Below are 22,638 nucleotides of genomic sequence, written 5' to 3' on the forward strand. Positions count from 1 at the left end.
CTTTCCAGCCATCGCGTCAGCCGAGACCTTCCTGTTTGGGACGGAAGCGCATCAGTCCGTGGCGATTAGGCCGTCAACCTCGCCCTCCCCGCCGAACGCCATTTGCGCTTCGGGGCAGCCGGCGGCCAGCACACCGCGCAGAGCGGCGGCTATCTCGTCGGCGAGCGACCCCGGTCCGGCCATCCGGCCAGCTTCGCCGTGCATCCAGGTGGCGAGCGCCACCGCCTCGAAGGCCGGGCGATCGGCCGCAAGCAGCCCACCAATAATGCCGGCCAAAACATCGCCCGATCCGGCGGTGGCGAGCGCCGCCGTGCCGTTCTCGTTGATGACGGCGCGGCCGTCGGGATGGGCGATCACCGTATCCGGCCCCTTGAGCAGAACGACCGCACCGGATCGCGCAGCCGCCTCGCGGGCGCGATCGAGCTTCGAGCCACCGACATCCGGAAACAGCCGCCCAAACTCCCCCTCGTGCGGCGTGAACACAACTCCCCCTTCGCGCTTCTTTATGAGAGCGAAGGTTTCCTCGGGGTGACGAGAGGCCTGGGTGATGGCATCGGCGTCGAGCACGAGCGCCATTCTGCCCTCGAGCGCCGCGCGCACCGCCAGCCAGACGTCATCGCCGAGACCGAGCCCCGGCCCCAGCACCGCGGCCCGAAGCCTCGGCTCGCCAAGGAGTGCCGCGAGCTCCGCCATGTCGGCGGCGGGCCTGACGACAAAGGCGGCGCGCCAGCCGGCAACCGTGGCAACCGCATCCGGAGGCGTTGCCACGGTGACGATGCCAGCTCCCGCCCGAAGCGTCGCCTCGGCGGCAAGACGGGCCGCGCCACAGGAGGGGAGCGGCCCCGATGCCACCAGCGCAGCGCCCCGACTGTACTTGTGGCTGTCGACGGCGGCCGCCGGCCAGCAGTTTGCCCAAAGCGCTGGGCCGTTCGCCGCGGTGTTCGGTGCGATCTTGGCCAGCACTCCCGAGTCGATGCCGATCTGGGCCAAACGCAGGCGACCGCAATGCGTGCGCCCAGGAAGAAGCAGATGTCCCGGCTTGCGGCGGAAGAAGGTGACCGTCTCGTCGGCAAGGACTGCCGTTCCACGAACCTCACCGGTACGGCCGTCGATGCCGCTCGGAAGATCGACTGCATAAACCCGCGCGCCCTCGGCGCGAGCGGCGTTGACGGCAGCGATCAGCTGGGCATCGCGCCCGGATACGTCACGGCTGAGTCCGGCGCCATAGAGTGCGTCGACGATGACCGTCGCACCATCGAACAGCGCTGGGGTTGCCGGCACGGTCTCGCCGCGCCAGCTCCTCTCTGCGCCAGCGGCATCGCCCTTGAGATCACGAACGGTCATCCCCTCAGGGAGGGCCAGCGCCACGCGCACGACAAAGCCGCGTTGTCTGAGAACGCGGGCAATGACGAAGCCGTCACCGCCGTTGTTACCCATGCCGCAGAGTACGATGGCCCGAGCGCCCTGACTGAAGCGGGCACAGATGACGTCGGCAACGGCGTAGCCGGCATTTTCCATCAACCGTTCGCCGGAAATGCCCGCCGCTATGGTCAACGCGTCGGCGCGGCTCATCTCCGCTGGAGTCAGCAACAACTCGCCCTGCATTCGGTTCACTCCCTCGACCTCAGGCGCATGCGCCGTCCACCCAGCACACAAGCCCTTCCCATCTACACCCTTGGAGGAAAAGCAACAAATTGGCGCAGCCGCGCGGTTCGGCGCGTTGAGCTCGGCCACGCGAGGACTGGCGAACAAAGTTCTAACGCGGCCAACGGCTGCCCAATTGAGTCCCATTTGCACAACAATTAGGCCGCGCCATTGGGCAAACTTCGATATACCTCCCCACGACTGACCGCCAGTCGCCTCATTTTTCGCCAGGATCCGGCTCGCCCTCGAACTGGCACGTCGAATGCTTGAGAGGGTGCGTCTCGGTCGGCGCAGGGCGAAAAACGCCTCGCGCGGGCGCCTGGAGCAACGGAGACAAGGGGTCGATGAAAAAAATCGAGGCTATCATTAAGCCCTTCAAGCTGGACGAGGTGAAGGAAGCGCTGCAGGAAGTGGGGCTTCAAGGCATCACCGTCACCGAAGCCAAGGGCTTCGGCAGGCAGAAGGGCCATACCGAGCTTTATCGGGGCGCCGAATATGTCGTCGACTTCCTGCCGAAGGTGAAGATCGAGGTTGTCATGACGGACGACATGGTCGCCAAGGCCGTCGATGCGATCCGCAATGCGGCGCAGACAGGCCGCATCGGTGACGGCAAGATCTTCGTGTCGCCCGTGGAGGACGCCATCCGCATCCGTACCGGCGAGTCCGGCAACGACGCAATCTGACCTCGCGCGCTTCGCCGACAGCAAGAGTGGGCGACAGAGCGGCAAATGAGGACAACCCAGGGAAATTGGAGCGTTCGGATCGGCCAGACCGTTGGCCGAAAAGCGCTCCAGCAAGACCAGAAACCCGAAAGGAAGGGCAAATGACCACTGGTGCTGATGTTCTGAAAATGATCAAGGACAACGACGTCAAGTTCGTTGACCTGCGGTTCACCGATCCGAAAGGCAAGTGGCAGCACGTGACCTTCGATATCGGCCTCGTCGATGAGGACATGCTCGAGAATGGCACTGCCTTCGACGGCTCGTCGATCGCCGGTTGGAAGGCCATCAACGAATCCGACATGACGCTGATCCTCGATCCGGAATCGGCCTTCATCGACCCGTTCTTCGCTCAGACCACGCTGGTCATCGTCTGCGATATCGTCGACCCCTCCTCGGGGCAGTCCTACAGCCGCGACCCGCGCTCGATCGCCAAGAAGGCCGAGGCCTACGTTGCCACGCTCGGCATCGGCGACAGCGTGTTCTTCGGTCCGGAAGCCGAGTTCTTCGTGTTCGACGACGTTCGCTTCTCGGCGACGCCCTACAACACCGGCTTCAAGCTGGACATGGTCGAGCTGCCGACCAACGGCGACACCGAGTACGAGTCGGGCAACCTCGGCCACCGCGTCCGCACCAAGGGCGGCTATTTCCCGGTGCCGCCGATCGACAGCCTGCAGGACATGCGCTCCGAGATGCTGTCGGCCATGGCCGAGATGGGCGTCGTCGTCGAGAAGCACCATCACGAGGTGGCCTCTGCCCAGCATGAGCTCGGCATGAAGTTCTCGAGCCTGACCCGCATGGCCGACCACCTGCAGATCTACAAGTATGCGATCCACCAGGTTGCCCACGCCTACGGCAAGACGGCCACGTTCATGCCGAAGCCGGTGTTCGGCGACAACGGGTCGGGCATGCACGTCCACCAGTCGATCTGGAAGGACGGCAAGCCGGTGTTCGCTGGCAACCAGTACAACGACCTCAGCGAGACCTGCCTCTACTACATCGGCGGCATCCTGAAGCACGCCAAGGCCATCAACGCCTTCTCCAACCCGTCGACCAACAGCTACAAGCGTCTGGTTCCGGGCTACGAGGCGCCAGTGCTTCTGGCCTACTCGGCCCGCAACCGTTCGGCCTCCTGCCGCATCCCCTACACGACCAACCCCAAGGCCAAGCGCGTCGAGACCCGCTTCCCGGATCCGGCCGCCAACCCGTACCTCTGCTTCACGGCCCTTCTGATGGCCGGCCTCGATGGCATCAAGAACAAGATCCATCCGGGCGACGCCATGGACAAGAACCTCTACGACCTTCCGCCGGAAGAGCTGAAGTCCATCCCGACCGTTGCCGGCTCGCTGCGTGAGGCACTGGCCTCGCTCGACGCGGACCGCGACTTCCTGAAGGCCGGTGGCGTCATGGACGACGATTTCATCGACAGCTGGATCGAGCTGAAGATGGAAGAGAACATGCGCTACGAGATGACCCCGCATCCGGTCGAGTTCGACATGTATTACTCGGTCTGAGGCAGGTCCCCAGAGCCAATCCGGACGCCGACGAGGCGTCCGGTTTCGATGAGCCGCCCCGCCGCAAGGTCGGGCGGCTTTTTCGTTGCCCCGGGGATAGCCGGCCGACCGCGACTTCCCGTCGGCCAGCCGCGCGCCTATGCTAAACCGAGCTTACAAACGGAGATCGGAACATGCCCGACAAACCCGCCATCGGTCCGTCGACAAAACTGTGCATGTCTCTGGCCGGCCGACCGGGGAAGTTCGGCTCGCGTTTTCACAACCGGCTCTATGAGCTCACCGGTCTCGACTACATCTACAAGGCCTTCACGACCAAGGACTTGCCTGCGGCGATCGGAGGTGTCCGCGCCCTGGGGATTCGGGGCTGCGCCATTTCCATGCCGTTCAAGGAAGCGGTCATCCCGCTGCTCGATCATATCGAAGGATCGGCAGCGGCCATCGACAGCGTCAACACGATTCTCAACGACGACGGTTGGCTGACCGGCTACAACACCGACTACAGTGCGGTTCTCGACCTGCTCGACCAAGCGGAAATAGCGCCCTCGACACCCTTCCTTCTCGCCGGCTCAGGCGGCATGGCCAAGGCTGTGGCAGCGGCCTTGCGCAATCGCGGCCATCGTTCCGGCGCGATCATTGCCCGCAACAGGACGACCGGCCGAGCGCTGGCCGATCTCTACGGCTTCGACTGGGCGGAGACCTCCGAAGGACTTACGGCGCCGCTGATCATCAATGCCACGCCGGTCGGAATGGCAGGCGGCGTCGAGGCGGAGACGCTGGCCTTCCCTCCTGAAGCGATCGAAGCGGCCGAGACGGTGTTCGACGTGGTGGCGCTCCCTGTCGAGACACCGTTGATGCGGGCAGCGGCAGCAGCCGGGCGCAAGCGCATTTCCGGAGCCGACGTGGCCGTGCTGCAGGCGCTCGAGCAGTTCGTGCTCTACACCGGCGTGTATCCCAGCGAGGAGCAAGTGAAGGAGGCAGCCGCCTACGCGCGAAGCGCCTGAACTGTCAGGTCGTCGGCATCTCGGTTGTTTCCATTTCCATCAAGCGAAACACGGTGGTCGAAACCGCGCCGGTCACCACAAGACGCCCCACCAGCTTTCACAGCTTAGCTGTAGCAGGCCCGCTCCACCTTGCCGATGGCATTCGACGAACCCTTCAAGGTGAAGGTTGCCTTCGGCAGAATACCAGCCTTGTCGGTCACGCTCAGTGGCCCTGCCGACTTCAGAATGCGGACAAGGTCGCTGTCGCGACGAGGCGTCGCAGCCAGCACACCGTCCATCGCCTCGTAGCGGAGCGCGACTTCGGCGCTCAATGAGCCGCTCGTGAAGACGAAGGCGGACCGGTAGTTCATGTCGCCACCGGGTGGAAAGTCGTCGTTCAAGGCCGGCACGAAGCGAAGGCCGAGCTTGCCCTCGCCGCCGCAGGTGATCAGCAGCATGTCGTCAGGCCGTTCGATCGCGCAGATCGAAGCGGTCATCATCATGCCCTCCTCTTCCTGCTCCAGCCCGGCTTTCCAGCTGTCGCAGTCACCCGCCAGCGCTGGGGCCGCCCAAACGACACCGACCACCGCCATCCCACTCATCTTCATAGCCCGTCTCCGACTGGTCGGTGCATCAGGCACCCGCTTGCCGGTACCTGCAAGCGCGACCTTTGGGGTCAGCCGTAACGTTTGGCCGCCTCGACAGCGAGGCCGGTCCCGACGGAACCGAACACGTTGCCGGTGACGACGCGCGCCTCTGGCACTGACGCCAGAATGGCGGTGCGAACATGCTCGAGCCGGGTGGAGCCTCCAGTCAGGAACACAGCGTCGATATCTGTAGCTCCCACGCCGGCCATTTCGAGGCAGGCATCCACACGAGCGCCGATGCGGCTTGCGAGGTCGCCGGTGTGACGAACAAGCTCGGAATGGTCGATATCGGTGGAAAGGCCGCGCTCCAGCCAATCGAACGGCACGGTGACGGCGCCATGCTCCGCAACTGAGATCTTGGCTGCCTCCACGTCAATGGCGAGGGTATGGCCACGCTCGTCGTCGACGACCCGCATCAGGCGGTGAATGAGCTCCGGCTCGGCTGCGCGCTTCTCGAGGTCGACGAGCTCGCGATGAACACGCGACTCGTAGAGGCGATTGATCGCCGACCACGTGGCGAGGTCGTGGTAATAGACCGAGGGCACGTCGAGCTCGCCACGGGCGAGCTTGGAGCGAAAGCCGAGAAGCGGCATCACCGTGCCAAGGCTGAGGTGGCGATCGAAATCGGTGCCGCCGATGCGGACGCCGTCATTGGCCAGAACGTCGGAGACGCGCTCGGCCTTTTTTGCCCGTTCCGGCCCGAGGCGAACGATCGAAAAGTCGGAGGTGCCGCCGCCGATGTCGGCGATCAGCGCCAGCTCCTCATGGGAGAGCTGCTGCTCGTAGTCGAGGCTGGCGGCGATGGGCTCGTACTGGAAAGACACTTCCTCGAAGCCGAGATCGCGCGCAATGGCATGCAGGGTCGCCTCCGCCAGCCGGTCGGCCTCGGGATTGCCGTCGACGAAATGAACAGGGCGACCGTGGACGAGGTGGGTCAGCGGCTTGTCCGCCACCGCTTCGCCGCGCCTCTTCACTTCCGCGAGGTAGCGTTTCAGCACGTCGCGGAACTTGACGCGGCTCCTGCCGACCAACGTCGTCTCGTCCATCAAGGCCGAGCCGAGCACCGACTTCAGGGCTCGCATCAGTCGGCCGTGCTCGCCGCCGACATAGGCCGCGATGGCAGCGCGGCCGACCGAGATGGACCCATCCTGATAGTAGAAGGTGGCGCTTGGCAGCGTTTCCTCATCACCCTCAAGACGCACCATCTCGGCCCGACCGCCGGTAACGACGCCGAGGGTAGTATTGGACGTGCCGAAATCGAGGCCTGCCGCCGCCATGACCGCTCTCCGAATAAGTGGGGGGCGGTTTCCCTAACGCCTCAGAGCGACGATTGCCAGCTCAAATCAGGCGAGCAGGAGGACAAGCGCCGTCAGAGAGAGCAGCACCAGTACGGCGGGCAACGCAAAAAGCCCGCTCGTAAGCGGCGGCTCGGCCACCACTTCCTGAAGATGACGCCGCATGCCGCCGAGGCGATGGCCGGCGACAAAGGCATGGGTGTGGACGGTTCCGAGTTCCCGTAACACGGCATCTTGATACTGGTTTCGACGCATGACAAACCACCAATGAACATTCTGGAGCTTGCCGCCGCCACGGTTAAGAACGCCTCAACGGCGTTGACTGTACCCGGATCGCCGGTGTACGAGCCGGAACACATATAGAACGAGATTGGCGCTTCCACCGCTGGCGTGGCAAACTCCGAAGCGCGCGAATCAGCGTCGCCCGGCGGTAGGCGGAATGGCTGGCAGGGCCGGCCCATGGACGAAGACGGAACGCATGGAAAAGGACGACCTGTTCGGAACTCTCCCTCCGCCGGCAAGCAACGCCGCCTCGACGACGGCACCTGTTCGCGCTCCCAAGGCAACCCGCGCACGCCCCGAGCCCACCACGCCGGTTGAGGCGGTCTATGACGCGTCCGCCATCGAGGTTCTGGAAGGACTTGAGCCGGTGCGTCGGCGGCCAGGCATGTATATCGGCGGCACCGACGACAAGGCGATGCATCATCTGTTCGCCGAGGTGATCGACAACTCGATGGACGAAGCTGTCGCCGGTCACGCCTCGTGGATCGAGGTGCGTCTCGATGCCGATGGTTTCCTGACCGTCAACGACAACGGCCGCGGCATTCCGGTCGACCCGCACCCGAAGTTTCCAGGCAAGTCCGCGCTGGAAGTGATCCTCTGCACGCTACACGCCGGCGGCAAGTTCGACAGCAAGGTCTACGAGACATCCGGCGGTCTGCACGGCGTCGGCGTTTCGGTGGTCAACGCCCTGTCCGAGTGGCTCGACGTCGAGGTGGCGCGCGGTCGTCAACTCTACAAGCAAAGCTTCTCGCGTGGCGTGCCTCAGGGCGGCTTGCAGCGGCTCGGCGAAACGATGAACCGGCGCGGTACAAAGACGCGCTTCAAGCCGGATCCTCAGATTTTCGGAGAAGATGCCCGGTTCGAGCCAGCACGCATCTTCAAGATGGCCCGGTCGAAGGCCTATCTCTTTGGCGGCATCGAGATCCGCTGGTCCTGCGACCCATCGCTGGTCGAGGGTTCGAAGACGCCGCCCGAAGCCGTCTTCAAGTTTCCCGGCGGTCTAAAGGACTTCCTGGTCGAAGCGCTGGATGGCGAGAAGCGGGTCACCGACGACCTGTTCGCCGGCCGCGTCGGGACGGGCGGTCATGGCACCGTCGAATGGGCCGTCTCATGGTTCGCTGGAGACGGCTTCGTCAGTTCCTACTGCAACACCATCCCCACTCCGGATGGCGGCACCCACGAGCAGGGCCTGCGCCTCGCCCTCACCCGCTCGCTCAAGGCCTATGGCGAGATGGCAGGCAACAAGCGCGTCGCTCAGGTGATGCCCGAGGACGTGATGACCTCGGCTGGCGCCATGCTGTCCGTCTTCGTGCGCGAGCCCGAGTTCGTCGGCCAGACCAAGGACAAGCTGTCCACGGCGGAAGCTGCTCGCATCGTCGAGACGGCGGTGAAGGATGCCTTCGACCATTGGCTGACGGCGTCGCCGCAGCAGTCGGGCCGCCTCCTCGACTGGATCGTCGAGCGTGCCGACGAGCGCCTGCGTCGCCGCCAGGAAAAGGACGTTCTCCGCAAGAGCGCGGTACGCAAGCTCCGCCTGCCCGGCAAGCTTGCCGACTGCACGCAGAACGCCGCCCAAGGATCCGAGCTGTTCATCGTCGAGGGTGACTCGGCCGGAGGTTCGGCCAAGCAGGCGCGCGACCGCGCCAGCCAGGCGGTGATGCCGCTGCGCGGCAAGATCCTCAATGTGGCGAGCGCCGGCCGCGACAAGGTGACGGCCAACCAGTTGCTGTCCGACCTGTTGCAGGCCCTCGGCTGCGGCACCCGCTCGCACTATCGCGAGGACGATCTCCGCTATGACAAGGTGATCGTGATGACTGACGCCGACGTCGACGGCGCACACATCGCCTCGCTGTTGATCACCTTCTTCTACCGCGAGATGCCGCAGCTCATCCGTGGCGGTCACCTCTATCTCGCGGTGCCGCCGCTCTACCGCCTGACCCACGGCGGCAAGACCATCTACGCCCGAGACGACGCTCATCGTGAAGAGCTGCTGCGCACGACCTTCAAGAACAAGAAGCCCGAGATCGGCCGCTTCAAGGGCCTCGGCGAGATGATGCCGTCGCAGCTCAAGGAAACCACCATGGACAAGAAGACACGCACGCTTCTGCGGGTCGTTCTGGTGGAGGACGAAGCGGAGCGGACGGCGGATTCAGTCGAGCGCCTGATGGGTAACAAGCCTGAAGGTCGCTTCCAGTTCATCCAGGAGAATGCCGAGTTCGCCGAGGATCTGGACATCTAGTGGAGCGAATTTGACATTTGAGTCCCGCCTGACATAGAGCGCCCGCTCAAATGCCAAATTCAAAAGCTCCACTAGAAACAATAGCTTGCTAGTGGTCCGCCAGTATCCGGCGCCCTCACCGCGTAGAAGTTGCAGACGGCATGCAGGCGCTCCATCATGCCGCGCCCACGTCCTCCGAAGGATACTCCAGCAATGACCTACGTTCGCCTCGGCGTTTTGGCCCTTCTTGCGGTGGTGTTGTTGGCTCTTCTGAACAGTGCCTGGTTCACGGTTCAGGAGACCGAGCGCGGCGTGCTCCTTCGAAATGGTGCCTTTGTGGCAACCGTCGAGCCGGGACTTCATTTCAAGTTGCCGGTCTTCGAGACCGTCGTAAAAATCGACGTGACGCAACGGGCGCTTAAGTGGTCGGGCGACAGCAGTCTGGAAGCCTACAGTCAGGATCAGCAGCCGGCCAACTTGTCCGTATCGGTGGTTTATCACGTGCCCCCGGCAGATGTGGACAAGGTCTACCGACAGTTCTCAGGCGTTGACGGTCTGGAATCCCGCCTGGTCGCTCGGAAGCTACCCCAGGACCTCAAGACGGTGTTCGGCCGTTATACGGCTGCGTCAGTCATCCAGAACCGGGGCAAGTTTGTGGCCGACGTCGAGGACGCCGTGCGAGCCGGCATTACAGGCCCCTTGGTGATCGATCAGGTCAACATCGAAGACATCATCTTCTCCGATGCCTACGAGAATTCGGTCGAACAGCGTATGTTGGCGGAAATCGAGGTGATGAAACTGCGGCAGAATGCCGAGCGTGAGAAAGTTCAGGCTGAAATCACGGTTACGCAGGCGAGAGCCAGTGCTGACAGCCAACTCGCGACTGCCACCGCAGCGGCGCAGGCTACGCAAATCCAGGCCCGCGCCGATGCCGAGCGCATCCGCCTCAGGGGCGAGGCCGAGGCGGCGGCGATCCGGGCCCGGGCGGAAGCTCTCAACGCCAACGGCGACATGATCATCCGACTGACCAACTCCGAGAGGTGGAATGGCCAACTGCCGGCCACAATGCTGCCGGGAGCGGCCCTGCCCTTCGTCGAGGTCAAGTAGAACTCGCCCCAAGAACATCAGTTGCCCGGCCCACACAAAAAAGCGGCTCGGGAGCGGAGAGCCCGCCGCGCCTTGCAGTCGAGCGCCCGCCGAGCCTCTTTCGAGTGGCTGTGCCAGGCACACCCCGCGCCAACCTGCGAGGAGAGAGTGCGTAGAACTGCTCGCCTTCAAAGAAGATCTGCCGATCAACAGTGACGCATCGATGTGGTCCTCGCGATCATCTCAAAACCAGCACCATGCAAAGCCTGCCATGAAAGCCTCCGAGAGCGCTCCCATGACATCGAAAGTAACAATAAACGCTCAATTTGGCAGGAATTGATTGACATACCGACGATTCCACATATGGTCTCCCACCATATCCGGATCGTTCCAAGTTGATCTGGAAGCGCGTGGATTTGCCTGTCTACAGTGTTCGAATCCCCCTACCCAAGAGACCGCACACCACATGAGTTTTTCTGATCTCGGACTGAGCGCCAGCGTCATGGCGGCCGTTGAAGCGGCCGGCTATACGAATCCGACGCCGATCCAGGCCGAAGCCATTCCGCATGCCGTCGCCGGCCGAGACGTGATCGGCATTGCCCAGACGGGCACCGGCAAGACCGCCGCATTCGTGCTGCCCATGCTGACCCTGCTCGAAAACGGCCGCGCCCGCGCTCGGATGCCGCGAACGCTGATCCTCGAACCGACGCGCGAACTCGCAGCGCAGGTCGAGGAAAACTTCGTCAAGTATTCGATCAACAACAACCTCAACATCGCGCTGCTGATCGGCGGCGTGTCGTTCGACGACCAGAACCGCAAGCTTGATCGCGGTGCCGACGTGCTGATCGCCACGCCCGGCCGGCTGCTCGATCATTTCGAGCGCGGCCGCCTACTGTTGACCGGCGTCGAGATCCTCGTCATCGACGAGGCCGACCGGATGCTCGACATGGGCTTCATCCCCGACATCGAGCGCATCTGCAAGTTGGTCACCAAGAACCACCAGACGCTGTTCTTCTCGGCCACCATGCCGCCCGAAATTCAGGCGCTGACCGAGAACTTCCTCAACAACCCGGTCCAGGTCGAGGTTTCGAAGCCGGCGAGCGCCGCTACGACAGTGGCTCAGCGCCTCGTCGTTTCGGGCACCGAGGACTTCGAGAAGCGCGAGACACTGCGCGCGCAGATCGCCGCCGCCCAGGACCTCAAGAACGCCATCGTTTTCTGCAATCGCAAGCGCGATGTGGCCGTGGTGTTCCGTAGCCTCGTCCGTCACGGGTTCAACGTCGGCGCCCTGCATGGGGACATGGACCAGCGCGCCCGCATGGCGACGCTCGACGCCTTCAAGAAGGGCGCACTGACCCTGCTCGTGGCGTCCGACGTGGCGGCGCGCGGTCTCGACATTCCCGATGTCAGCCACGTCTTCAATTACGATGTGCCGATCCACGCGGAGGACTACGTTCACCGCATCGGCCGTACGGGCCGGGCCGGAAGGTCGGGCACGGCGGTGATGATCATCACGCAGGACGATGAGAAGCATCTCTCCGCCATCGAGAAGCTGATCACCACGGACATCGAATGGATCGGCGATCCGATCGTCTTCGATCCGGAAGCACGCAAGCGGTCGCGCGGCCGCAAGACCGCCGAAGGCAAGGAGCCGCGCCGCTCCCGTTCTAAGGCGGACGGCGACGAAGCTCGGGCTCCGTCTCGCTCGCGTCGCACTCGCCAGGAGGCCGCGCCGTCGGACGCCGCCGAGAGTTCGGCCGAGGAGGCTCCACGTCCGAGCCGGAGCCGCAGTGCCCGCCCCGAACGCGAAGCAAAGCCAGAGCGCGAGGCCCGGCCGGAGCGCGAGCCGAAGACCGAGCGGTCAGGCGCGCGTCAGCCGGTTCGCGCCGGAGAGCGCCCGCGTCCGCTGCCGCGCCGCGACACCGATGACGGCCCCACCGTCATCGGACTTGGCGACCATGTGCCGGCCTTCCTGTTGAGGCCGGTGCGGATCGCCAAGTCGGCGAACTGAGCGGAGCATAACTCTCAATCTTGGTGCGGCGGCCTTCCAGGCCGCCGTTTTCGTTTGCAGTGTGGCATTTCGCGTCTGGCGGTCGGAAAAAAACACCACAGGGCGTCAGGCCAGTGGCGGAAAGCTCAAGCTTTAGCGATCGCGTCCACCTTTGCTTAACGCTCAATTCATGCCTGCGGTCTATCAAATGGCAGGTCACGAGAGGAGCGATGGGCAGCGACAATGGCGCACCGTGAAGAGTTTTTGCGGACGATCGGTTACGGTGAGGCCGCCGTGGCGCAGCTGCGGCGTAACGAGAACGCCGCTTACCCGAGAAACTATGAGCTCTGGTACAACTATTGCGCAGGGTTCAACCATGCGCTGAATCGCGCAGTGAACGACATTCTTCGCAGCAAAGGCCGCATCGACAAGGCGGAGTTGCTCGCCATCTACAACCAGTTCATCTCACCTTCGCGCCTGTCCGATCGCATTGAGGATGTCGGCGGTCGTATCTCCGGCGAAATCGAAGGCGTCATGACCGTGATGAACAAAACGATCGCCGCCAGCACAAACTATGCGGGGACGCTGTCCGAAGCCTCGACCGAACTCAGCGCCGAGCCCGACCCGTCACGTCTTCGCGGTATCGTCGGGGACCTTCTTGTTGCCACACGCGCAACGGAGAAGGTCAATCGTGAGCTCGAAGGGCAGCTCGCCGACAGCCAACGGCAGATTTCAGAACTCAAGGAAAGCCTGGAGTCCTTGCGTTTCGAGACGCTGACGGACGAGCTGACGACGCTCGCCAACCGCAAGCACTTCGACCAGTCCCTCGAGAGAGCGGTGGCCAACGCCGTCGAGACGGACGGCATTCTCTCTCTTCTCATTACCGACATCGACAACTTCAAGTCGTTCAACGACAGCTTCGGCCATCAGACCGGTGATCAGGTGCTGCGTCTGGTAGCTCTTTCGGTCAAGCAGGCGATCAAGGGGCACCACCTCGCGTGTCGCTACGGTGGCGAGGAGTTCGCCATTATCCTTCCGAAAACCAGCCTCTCGCGAGCCGAGGCGTTGGCAGAACGCATCCGGGAGAGCGTCAAGGAGAAGGAGTTGAAGAAGCGGTCGACCGGCGAAACGCTCGGCTTCGTCACCGTTTCCGTCGGAGTGGCGACTTACCACGCGGGCGACACGGCCATCTCGCTGATCGAGCGCGCCGACACGGCCCTCTACCTGGCCAAGAGAGCCGGTCGCAATCGGGTGTGCACCGAGGCGATGCTCGCCACCTCCGCCGGCGAGGAAGCATAGCGTCAACGCGTCGGTGCAAGCCACGGCCTACGCGGATTGCCGAGCACGCGACCGGTTTCCTCAACACGCATGCCGCCGTCGCCTTCCATCCGGATATCGTAAGTAAGCGTTCCAGTCGAAGCGAGTTGACGCCCGTCGATGAGCATGCCGGACGGATGGCACCATCGCGGCGCTTCCAGGCCGGACACCAGAACGTCGGCGATCGCGCAATCGTCGCCAAAAGCGAACGGTCGACTGACAACCGACACCGATGGACGGCCCTTCCCAGCGTTCAGGAAACACGCCTCGGCGTCGCAGATCGTGTCGCTATCCAGTGAAGGCAGCAGGGCCGGATCGATGCCCAGGGCCGCCATCCACACATCGAGCGTGAAACCGCCCTTTTGACCAATCTTGTACCAGGCGCCACTCTCCTCCCTGACAAGGACCAGTGATCCATCCCCCGCGACGATGAGCCCCGGGGGCACACCAACGGGTACGAAGGCGAAGCCAACGAGAATCGGCGCAAGCCCGAGCCAACGCTTTCGGCCGCGCCACAGGCAGACCCAGAGCCCGCCCGCAGCGACGGCCAGCATGGTCCACCCGATGGGGCGACCGTATAGGCCGCCGCCGGGCGTCCAGTCGGCAACGGCTCGGGCCACAGCGATCATGCCATCGATGCCGAAGCCCATGATGGCAAGCGGCAGCCTCTCAAGACCGAGCGGCATCACCAGTGCCGAAACGAGCGCCGCCGGCATGATCACAAACGACACCAGTGGCTCGGTAACGAGGTTGGCGATCATGCTCAGCGGTGCCAGACGGCCGAAGTGATAGAGCGCCATCGGCAGCGTCGCGAAACCGGCGAGCACGGTCGCTGCCAAAGCGGCCATGACCCATAGCGCGAACCGCCGCACCATGCGGGCGAGCAAGTTGACGTCGCCGGTGTCCCCCGTCTCACCTCGCCTGGAGCGCCAAGCTTCGAGCCCGGCCATCAGCGCCACGACGGCTGCGAACGACATTTGCGCACCGGGCTCCATCACCGCCTCCGGCGAAAAGGCCAAGGTGATCAGAGCTGCAACCGCCACCACTCTCAGCGACAGTGCGCGACGATCGATCAGCACCGCGATCAGCGACACCGCCACGACGATCATCGACCGCTCCGCCGGCACGCCCATGCCCGAGACGACGAAATAGGCGCCGGTCCCGACCATCGACAGCACGGCGGCGATCTTCTTGATCGGCAGGGTCAGCGCCAGCGCAGGAATCAGCGCCAGAACAAGACGGATGCCGCCAAACAGAAAGGCGGCAACAAGGCTCATGTGCATGCCGGAGATCGACAGCACATGCGATACGCCGGCGATGCGCATGGCTTCGTTGGTCGGGCGTGAAATGCTACCTCGGTCACCAACGATCAGCGCGGCCGCGATGGCCCCGGCATCGCCGGGAAGAGCTTGACGAATGCGCCCCGCCGCGACCGTACGCAAGGTTTCGATGCGGCTGAGAATGGTGAACTTCATGCCAGGCGAAGGCGCGTCCGGCCACGGCTTGACGCTCCCATAGGAGAACCCGCTGGCACCGATGCCGGCAAACCATGCGACGCGAGCAAAGTCGTAGCCACCCGGAAGAGGAGGCGGCATCGGCGGCGCGAGACGCGCCAGCATCGACACGGCCTCACCGGGTTTCGTCAGCGCCCCACGAGTCGTCACGCGAACGAGCGGCGGCATGCCTGCCCTTGGGGCAGGCTCCATCTCGGCCGGCTGAACGAGCAGGCGTACCGCGCCTTTTCCCCTATCCTCGACGGCCACGACATGCCCGCGCAGCTTTACGGTTCGCTCGAAGGGAAACACTGGATGAGCGGTAAGCCGCGTCATCAGGGCTGCATGCAGGAAGCCGGCACAGGCGAGGCAGATGAGGATCGGCACCAATGGCACCGACGGCGACAGACGGACGATCACGACGAGCATGACCGCGAAACCAGATCCGACGAGCGCGAACTCGATCGCGGAAGGCTCGCTGATCGGGGCGAAGTACATGGCCGCACCGACAGCGGCGGCAACCGGCCACCAGAGAAACCCACGCCCGTCATCAAGGTCGCGGGCGAAAGACTTCCGGAGTGTCGAGACCACGCGACGCCATTGCGCGCCGATTGGAGACCGCCCCTGGCCGTGGCGCTCGATGCTTGTCTCGGTCCCGACCGTCACACTCGCCGCCTATTTCGGTTGCCGACGCGGCCGTGGCCGCGAACTTATTTTGCGAAACGCGCGGCTTTCCTGTAAGACGCCGTCCACGCTATGTCCGGCCGACGACGGTCCGCCGTCCTTTCCGGGCCAACCCTGGTATTTTCGGAACTATTGTCGATGTCCACGCCCGTCGTCACGCGTTTTGCGCCATCCCCCACCGGTTTTCTGCACATTGGAGGCGCGAGGACGGCGCTCTTCAACTGGCTCTACGCCAAGCGGCACGACGGAAAGATGCTGCTTCGCATCGAGGACACCGACCGCGAACGTTCGACGCAGGCCGCGGTCGACGCGATCATCGACGGCCTGACTTGGCTGGGCCTCACCTGGGAGGGGGAGCCCATCTCCCAGTTCAAGCGTGCCGATCGTCACGCCGACGTGGCGCGCGAGCTGGTCGCTGCGGGCAAGGCCTACTATTGCTATTGCACGCCCGACGAGCTCAACGAGATGCGCGAGACCGCCAAGGCGAACGGCCTGCCGCCGCGCTACGATGGCCGCTGGCGTGACCGTGACCCATCCGAGGCTCCTGCCGGCGTCAAGCCGTCGGTGCGCATCAAGGCGCCGCTGGACGGCGAGACGATGATCGAGGACGCGGTGCAGGGCACCGTTACGTTCCCCAACAAGGATCTCGACGACTTCATCATCCTGCGTTCGGATGGTACGCCCACCTACATGCATGCGGTGGTCGTCGACGACCATGACATGGGCGTGACCCAGATCATCCGTGGTGACGATCACCTGACCAATACGGCGCGCCAGAAGATCATCTACGATGCTCTCGGCTGGGACATGCCGAAGGTGGCGCACATCCCTCTGATCCACGGACCGGACGGCGCCAAGCTCTCGAAGCGCCACGGCGCGCTGGGTGTCGAGGCCTATCGCGCCATGGGTTACCTGCCGGTGGCGCTTCGCAACTACCTCGTCCGACTCGGCTGGGCGCATGGCGACGCGGAGATTCTGTCACCTGACGAGATGATCGCTCTGTTCGACCTCGAGGGTATCGGCCGCTCGCCATCGCGATTCGATTTCGGCAAGCTCGAGAATCTGAACGGCCACTACATCCGCCAGACGCCAGACGACGAGTTGGTGAACCACGTCGTCGCCCTGCTCGACCACATTCCCGGCGGCGAGGATCTCAAGGCGAAGCTCGACGAAGGCAAGAAAGCGCAGCTCGCCGCCGCCATGCCTGGCCTCAAGGAACGCGCCAAGACGCTCCTTGAACTGATCGACAATGCCGGCTTCCTGTTCGCCAGCCGGCCGCTGGCTCCCGATGAAAAGGCGGCTGCGCTGCTCGACGCCTCCGGAAAGGCGGCGCTGGCCGAGCTGCTGCCGCGCCTGACGGCATTGCCGGAATGGACCGCTGCCGCCACCGAGGAAATCGTGCGTGCCTACGCGGCCGAAACCGGCCTCAAGCTCGGCAAAGTGGCGCAGCCCCTTCGGGCCGCCGCCACCGGCCGCACAACCTCGCCGCCGATCTTCGATGTCCTCGCCGTGCTCGGCCGCGACGAAGCGCTTGGCCGCATCAGTGACGCATTGGCCGGCTGATCTCCCAAAAGAGCTGAAAATCGCCAACCCCGCCCGGCCCCGCCGCGGCGGGGTTTTCACTTCCTTGCGAGCAGAAACGCGGGAAGGCGAAAAGCTTCGTGCCAAGCTCAGCAAGGCGGAGCACCCTACGGGGTGAAAAAGCTCACCGAAACAACAACTCCCATGGCAACGGTGTGGTTCCGCACCTCAGCCGAAATGGCAAGTCTGACCGCCAATTCGACGGCTTGCCGGAGTAGGGATTTTCCGCTACGTGAAGATCGACATGCGACTGGGAGGTTGGCCTGCAGTTTACGTAAGCGTAAACGATTTGTCCTTCCCCTCATTGGCCTGGTCCACCCGATCACCTCTGCTGGAGATCCGACCGAATGACCACGAAGAACGCAACCGTCACCATCGATGACAAGACCTATGAGTTCCCGCTCAAGGACGCAAGCATCGGTCCGAGCGTGATGGACATCTCCTCCTTCTATGGCAAGACCGGCCACTTCACGTACGATCCGGGCTATACGTCGACTGGCGCCTGCGAATCCAAGATCACCTACATCGATGGCGACAAGGGCGTTTTGCTCTACCGCGGCTACCCGATCGAGCAGCTGACGCTTGAAGGCGACTATCTCGAGACCTGCTATCTTCTGCTCTACGGCGAACTGCCGACTCACGCGCAGAAGGAGCAGTTCGACCGCCATATCACCCGCCACACGATGATTCACGAGCAGATGACCCGCTTCTTCCAGGGTTATCGTCGCGACGCCCATCCGATGGCGGTGATGGTCGGCACGGTCGGCGCGCTGTCGGCCTTCTATCACGACTCAATCGACATCTCCGATCCGCACCAGCGGATGATCGCTTCCCACCGGATGATCGCCAAGATGCCGACGATCGCGGCCATGGCCTACAAGTACTCGATCGGCCAACCGTTCATCCATCCTAAGAACGACCTCGACTACGCGGCGAACTTCCTTCACATGTGCTTCGCGGTTCCCGCCGAAGACTACAAGGTGGACCCGGTTCTCGCTCGGGCGATGGATCGCATCTTCACCCTGCACGCCGACCACGAGCAGAATGCCTCGACTTCGACGGTGCGCCTTGCCGGTTCGTCCGGCGCCAATCCGTTCGCCTGCATCGCCGCCGGCATTGCCTGCCTGTGGGGTCCGGCGCATGGCGGCGCCAACGAAGCGGCGCTCAACATGCTGGCCGAGATTGGGTCGGTGGATCGCATCCCCGAATATATCGCCCGCGCCAAGGACAAGAACGACCCGTTCCGCCTGATGGGCTTCGGTCATCGCGTCTACAAGAACTATGACCCGCGCGCCAAGATCATGCAGCAGACCTGCCACGAAGTGCTGCAGACGCTCGGCATCAAGGATGACCCGCTGCTCGACGTGGCCGTCGAACTGGAGCGGATCGCGCTCAGCGACGAGTATTTCATCGAGAAGAAGCTCTACCCGAACATCGATTTCTATTCGGGTATCACGCTGAAGGCGATGGGCTTCCCGACCTCCATGTTCACCGTGCTGTTCGCCGTCGCCCGTACCGTCGGCTGGATCGCCCAGTGGAAGGAAATGGTCGAGGATCCGAGCCAGAAGATCGGCCGTCCGCGCCAGCTCTATATCGGCGCGCCGCAGCGCGACTACGTGGAGTACGACAAGCGCGACTGAGGCACGGCTGACCGGTTTTTAGCGCAAGACAATCGCCCCTGGCAGCAATGCCGGGGGCTTTCCGTTTGGGCGGGAAACGCGCCCTCAACGCGTAGCGAGCCGAAGCACCACGTTCGCCGCCGTTTCGGCGGCAGGCCGACCGTCCGGCAAAGCCATCATGCCGCGCAGACGTGCAAAGGCGGCAAGTTGCTCGGCGCGGGCTTTGGTCTCGGATAGAAGAGGCGCCAGAGCGTCGGCAAGCCTCTCGGGTGCAAGATCGGGATCGAGAAACTCCGGGCTCGCCTTCTCTCCGAGAATGATGTTGGCGAGACCGAACATGCTGATGTTGACCAGCCCCGGAATCCGACGGGCGACCTCGGATATTAGGCGGAACAGCGGATCGCGCGCATAGGCGATCACGCTTGGAACGCCGGCGAGCGCCAACTCCAGCGTCACGGTGCCGGATGTGGCAAGCGCCGCGTGCGCCGACCGGAAGGCGGCCCACTTCTCTGCCTCGCCGGTGACGACATGGGGGCGCACAGCCCACCCCGAGGTTTCCCGCTCAATGCGCGCCTTGAGGCGATCCACCGCCGGCAGCACGGGGCGAAACGCGAGACCGCGTGCGGCGAGTACATCCAGAACCCGCCCATACAGCGCCAGCATTCGGTCGATTTCGCCGGAGCGGCTACCCGGGAGCACCAGCAGCGTCGGCGGCGCAGAGTCTCCCAACGAAGCGCGCTCCCCGAGAGCGGGCGTGAGCTGCTCCGGACGATCGATCAGCGGATGGCCGACATAGGTCGCCTCAGGGCCGCTCAGACGCTTCAGGACGGCCGGTTCGAACGGAAGCAATGCGAGTACGTGATCGACGTAAGACGCCATCCTGCGGGCTCTGTTGGGCCGCCAGGCCCAAACGGAAGGACAGACGTAGTCGATGATGGGCAAGCCAGGCAGCGCGCACCGGACATCGCGCGCCACGCGATGGGTAAAGTCGGGGCTGTCGATGATCACCAAGACGTCCGGCCGCCCGGCAATGACGGCGCCAGCGGTTTCGGCGGTACGAAGCTGAATGAGCGGCAGACGCTTGACGACCGGACCAAAGCCCATGACGGCAATGTCGTGCAGGGAGAACAGGCTCGGCATCCCCTCGGCGGCCATACGGTCGCCGCCGACGCCGAAGAACTCGACCGGGTGCGTCGACAGCTGCTTCAGCGCGACCATCAGCCGCGCACCGAGCTGATCGCCGGACTCCTCGCCGACGACGATGGCGACGCGGAGCGGCGAGCTTCCAGTCATGACTTGCCATCCGAGAACGATCGGACCTGCAAGAACAACCGGGCCGCATCCGCTGCGGCGACCGTGGCAGATCGATCGACAATCATGACTCGCCCGGACTCCACGACGATGCCGGCAAGCCCCGCCGCCGCCGCCATCTCCACCGTCCTGGGACCGATCGTCGGCAGATCGACTCGCAGATCCTGCTGAGGCTTGGCCGCTTTGACCAGTACGCCGGAACGATGCGCCGCCTTGAGGCGGCCACGCTTCCTGAGGTCCGCCACGCGCTGCAGGAGCTCGTCGGTACCCTCGATACCCTCTACCGCGATGACCCGACCCGAAATCGCCACGACGGCCTGGCCGATATCGAGCCGACCGAGCGACAGCGACGCCTCGACACCTTTCACAATGTCGGCCTCGGAATCGTCGCTGGGCTTGAAGCGCCCCAGATTGCCGTTCCCGCCGACCAGCTCCGGCGCGACCTGATGGGCCCCGACAACACGATAACCGCGATCCTCAAGAAAGCGGACAACGTTTTTCAATACGGTGTCGTCGCCACCGACCATGAGCGACAGGATCTTCGGCAAGCTCAGCACAGCGCCGAGATCGACTCGAATCGCCGAGAAATCAGGCCGGTTCACGGCGCCGCAAATCACCACCTCGCCGACGCGCTCGCGCGCCATGAGGTCGAAAAGGCGGCCGATTTCACCCCAACGCAACCAATGGTGATGAAAGGCCTCGATGTCCAGGTCGGCCTCTCCGACGATGCCGAACACCACGACAGGCCTTCCTGCCGCCTCGGCCGCCTGCGCCACGACAACGGGGACGCCGCCGCCACCTGCGATGATGCCCAGGGTCGGGCGGTCGGAAGCGGTCTCCCGGGTCATTCGGCCTCGCCGTCCCGGCTTCGCGGCGTGCAGATGGCACGATCCCCCCCAGCCCGGATGAACTCGACCATACGATCGACCAGTTGGCTGCCGCCATGGGTCTCGACGACGCGGTCGAGACGCACGGACAAGGGATCGTCGCCCTCGAATAGAAGCTTGTAGGCGTTTCGCAACGCGTGGATATCGTCGCGGGGGTAACTGGCACGCCGGAGCCCGACGAGGTTCAATCCGCCCAGGCGGGCACGGTTGCCGGTGACGATGCCGAAGGGAATGATGTCGTTCTCGACGCCGGTCATGCCACCGACCATCACGCCCTCGCCGATCCGAACCCACTGGTGCACGGCGCTGAGCCCACCCAGAATGGCGTTGTCGCCAATATGGACATGCCCGCCGAGCGTGGCGCAATTGACCAGGATGACGTTGTTGCCGACGACACAGTCATGGGCCACGTGAGCGTTGGCCATCAGGAGGCAACCAGCGCCGACGCGCGTCAGCATGCCGCCACCCTCGGTTCCGAGATGCAGCGTTGCGCACTCGCGAATGACCGTGCGTTCGCCGACTTCGAGGCGGCTCGGCTCGCCATGGTATTTCAGATCCTGGGGCACCATGCCGACAGTAGCGTGCGGGAATACGGTCACGCCGGCCCCGAGCGTCGTGCGCCCGTCCACCACGGTGTGCGCGTGCAGGACCACCCCGTCGCCCAGCCGTACGTTGGGACCGACCACGCTGAAAGGCCCGATGCTGACGTCGTTTCCGATCTCGGCAGCCGGGTCGACAACAGCGGTAGGATGGATGGTGGGCATGCGATTGATCCTCGGCGGCAAAGCGACGGCGAGCCGCTCGCTTCCCTATAGCTTTCGTTGCCGGGAGAAAGGCTGCAAATAATGTTTCAGCGTATTACGGCGCGGCAACGCGGCGGCAATCGGTCAGGCATTCACCAGCATGGCGCTGAGCTCAGCCTCGGCAACTTTGGTGCCGCTGACGATGGCCGTGGCCTCAAACCACCACATGTTGGCGCGCTTCTTCATCTTGCGGACGTGATACTCGACCACGTCGCCCGGGCCAACCGGCTTCCTGAACTTCACCTTGTCGATGGTCATGAAGTAGACCAGCTTCGGGGCCATTCCTTCGGTGGCATTGACACAGATGGCGCCGGCCGTCTGAGCCATGCCCTCGATCATCAACACGCCCGGCATCACCGGCGCATCGGGGAAATGCCCCTGAAACTGCGGCTCGTTGATAGTGACGTTCTTGATACCGATGGCCGAGTTATCGCCGTCGATCTCGATGATCCGATCGATCATCATGAAGGGGTAACGATGGGGCAGAGCCTTGAGGAGCGCCTGAATATCCATGACCCCCAGGGTGCCCTTGTTCGACGTTCCGGCTTCGGCCGGTGCCCTTGCGGTA

Annotated in this window: 18 protein-coding genes; 9 read left to right on the forward strand and 9 right to left on the reverse strand. The window is 63.9% G+C overall.

What is annotated here, in order from left to right:
- Positions 1–51: 51 nt before the first annotated feature.
- Entirely contained in the window at positions 52–1,605 is a 1,554-nt protein-coding gene (locus M4J40_RS15120; protein ID WP_251755092.1) for an NAD(P)H-hydrate dehydratase, read from the reverse strand.
- 383 nt (positions 1,606–1,988) lie between these two features.
- Between M4J40_RS15120 and M4J40_RS15125 the strand changes: the two genes are divergently transcribed.
- From M4J40_RS15125 to M4J40_RS15135, 3 genes are all read left to right on the forward strand, one after another.
- A complete protein-coding gene (locus tag M4J40_RS15125; protein ID WP_026790983.1) occupies positions 1,989–2,327 on the forward strand; it encodes a P-II family nitrogen regulator in 339 nt (112 codons plus the stop codon).
- A 140-nt stretch (positions 2,328–2,467) separates the two neighbouring features.
- Entirely contained in the window at positions 2,468–3,877 is a 1,410-nt protein-coding gene (gene glnA / locus M4J40_RS15130; protein ID WP_251755093.1) for a type I glutamate--ammonia ligase, read from the forward strand.
- 173 nt (positions 3,878–4,050) lie between these two features.
- On the forward strand, positions 4,051–4,878 hold the full coding sequence (locus tag M4J40_RS15135; RefSeq protein ID WP_251755095.1) for a shikimate 5-dehydrogenase: 828 nt from the start codon (positions 4,051–4,053) through the stop codon (positions 4,876–4,878).
- 104 nt (positions 4,879–4,982) lie between these two features.
- Here the strand turns inward: M4J40_RS15135 and M4J40_RS15140 are convergent, their stop codons facing one another.
- The 3 genes from M4J40_RS15140 to M4J40_RS15150 form a co-directional block, all read right to left on the reverse strand.
- The gene (locus tag M4J40_RS15140; protein ID WP_251755097.1) at positions 4,983–5,465 is read right to left on the reverse strand and encodes a hypothetical protein; all 483 of its coding nucleotides are present in this window, start codon (positions 5,463–5,465) and stop codon (positions 4,983–4,985) included.
- A gap of 68 nt (positions 5,466–5,533) precedes the next feature.
- Positions 5,534–6,781, reverse strand: coding sequence for an Hsp70 family protein (locus tag M4J40_RS15145; RefSeq protein ID WP_251755098.1), 1,248 nt, complete (start codon positions 6,779–6,781; stop codon positions 5,534–5,536).
- A 66-nt stretch (positions 6,782–6,847) separates the two neighbouring features.
- Entirely contained in the window at positions 6,848–7,054 is a 207-nt protein-coding gene (locus M4J40_RS15150; protein WP_251755100.1) for a hypothetical protein, read from the reverse strand.
- Positions 7,055–7,277: 223 nt separating this feature from the next.
- On the opposite strand from M4J40_RS15150, the gene parE reads away from it, so the two are divergent.
- From parE to M4J40_RS15170, 4 genes are all read left to right on the forward strand, one after another.
- Entirely contained in the window at positions 7,278–9,320 is a 2,043-nt protein-coding gene (gene parE / locus M4J40_RS15155) for a DNA topoisomerase IV subunit B (RefSeq protein WP_251755102.1), read from the forward strand.
- Between the two features lie 192 nt (positions 9,321–9,512).
- Positions 9,513–10,406, forward strand: a complete 894-nt coding sequence (locus tag M4J40_RS15160; protein WP_251755103.1) for a prohibitin family protein — start codon at positions 9,513–9,515, stop codon at positions 10,404–10,406.
- Positions 10,407–10,851: 445 nt separating this feature from the next.
- Positions 10,852–12,396, forward strand: a complete 1,545-nt coding sequence (locus M4J40_RS15165; protein WP_251755105.1) for a DEAD/DEAH box helicase — start codon at positions 10,852–10,854, stop codon at positions 12,394–12,396.
- Positions 12,397–12,618: 222 nt separating this feature from the next.
- On the forward strand, positions 12,619–13,674 hold the full coding sequence (locus M4J40_RS15170) for a GGDEF domain-containing protein (protein ID WP_251755106.1): 1,056 nt from the start codon (positions 12,619–12,621) through the stop codon (positions 13,672–13,674).
- Positions 13,675–13,676: 2 nt separating this feature from the next.
- Here the strand turns inward: M4J40_RS15170 and M4J40_RS15175 are convergent, their stop codons facing one another.
- Positions 13,677–15,851 carry a ComEC/Rec2 family competence protein gene (locus M4J40_RS15175; RefSeq protein WP_251755108.1) on the reverse strand — a complete coding sequence of 725 codons (2,175 nt, stop codon included), beginning with the start codon at positions 15,849–15,851 and terminating at the stop codon, positions 13,677–13,679.
- 156 nt (positions 15,852–16,007) lie between these two features.
- On the opposite strand from M4J40_RS15175, the gene gltX reads away from it, so the two are divergent.
- Both gltX and gltA read left to right on the forward strand, forming a co-directional pair.
- Positions 16,008–17,432 (forward strand): glutamate--tRNA ligase, encoded by a 1,425-nt coding sequence (gene gltX / locus M4J40_RS15180; protein ID WP_251755109.1) that lies wholly within the window; start codon positions 16,008–16,010, stop codon positions 17,430–17,432.
- Between the two features lie 365 nt (positions 17,433–17,797).
- Entirely contained in the window at positions 17,798–19,090 is a 1,293-nt protein-coding gene (gene gltA / locus M4J40_RS15185) for a citrate synthase (protein WP_251755112.1), read from the forward strand.
- Positions 19,091–19,174: 84 nt separating this feature from the next.
- On the opposite strand, the gene lpxB is transcribed toward gltA, so the two are convergent.
- The 4 genes from lpxB to fabZ all read right to left on the reverse strand — a co-directional run bounded on the left by lpxB (position 19,175) and on the right by fabZ (position 22,583).
- Positions 19,175–20,362: a lipid-A-disaccharide synthase gene (gene lpxB / locus M4J40_RS15190; protein ID WP_251755114.1), complete on the reverse strand. Its 1,188-nt coding sequence runs from the start codon at positions 20,360–20,362 to the stop codon at positions 19,175–19,177.
- On the reverse strand, positions 20,359–21,228 hold the full coding sequence (locus tag M4J40_RS15195) for an LpxI family protein (RefSeq protein WP_251755115.1): 870 nt from the start codon (positions 21,226–21,228) through the stop codon (positions 20,359–20,361). Before M4J40_RS15195 ends, lpxB begins: the two co-directional genes overlap by 4 nt.
- Positions 21,225–22,031, reverse strand: a complete 807-nt coding sequence (gene lpxA, locus M4J40_RS15200) for an acyl-ACP--UDP-N-acetylglucosamine O-acyltransferase (protein ID WP_251755117.1) — start codon at positions 22,029–22,031, stop codon at positions 21,225–21,227. Before lpxA ends, M4J40_RS15195 begins: the two co-directional genes overlap by 4 nt.
- 123 nt (positions 22,032–22,154) lie before the next feature.
- Positions 22,155–22,583, reverse strand: a complete 429-nt coding sequence (fabZ, locus tag M4J40_RS15205; protein ID WP_251755612.1) for a 3-hydroxyacyl-ACP dehydratase FabZ — start codon at positions 22,581–22,583, stop codon at positions 22,155–22,157.
- Positions 22,584–22,638 lie beyond the last annotated feature (55 nt).

It is taken from the genome of Pleomorphomonas sp. JP5 (assembly GCF_023721815.1).
Lineage (GTDB): Bacteria > Pseudomonadota > Alphaproteobacteria > Rhizobiales > Pleomorphomonadaceae > Pleomorphomonas.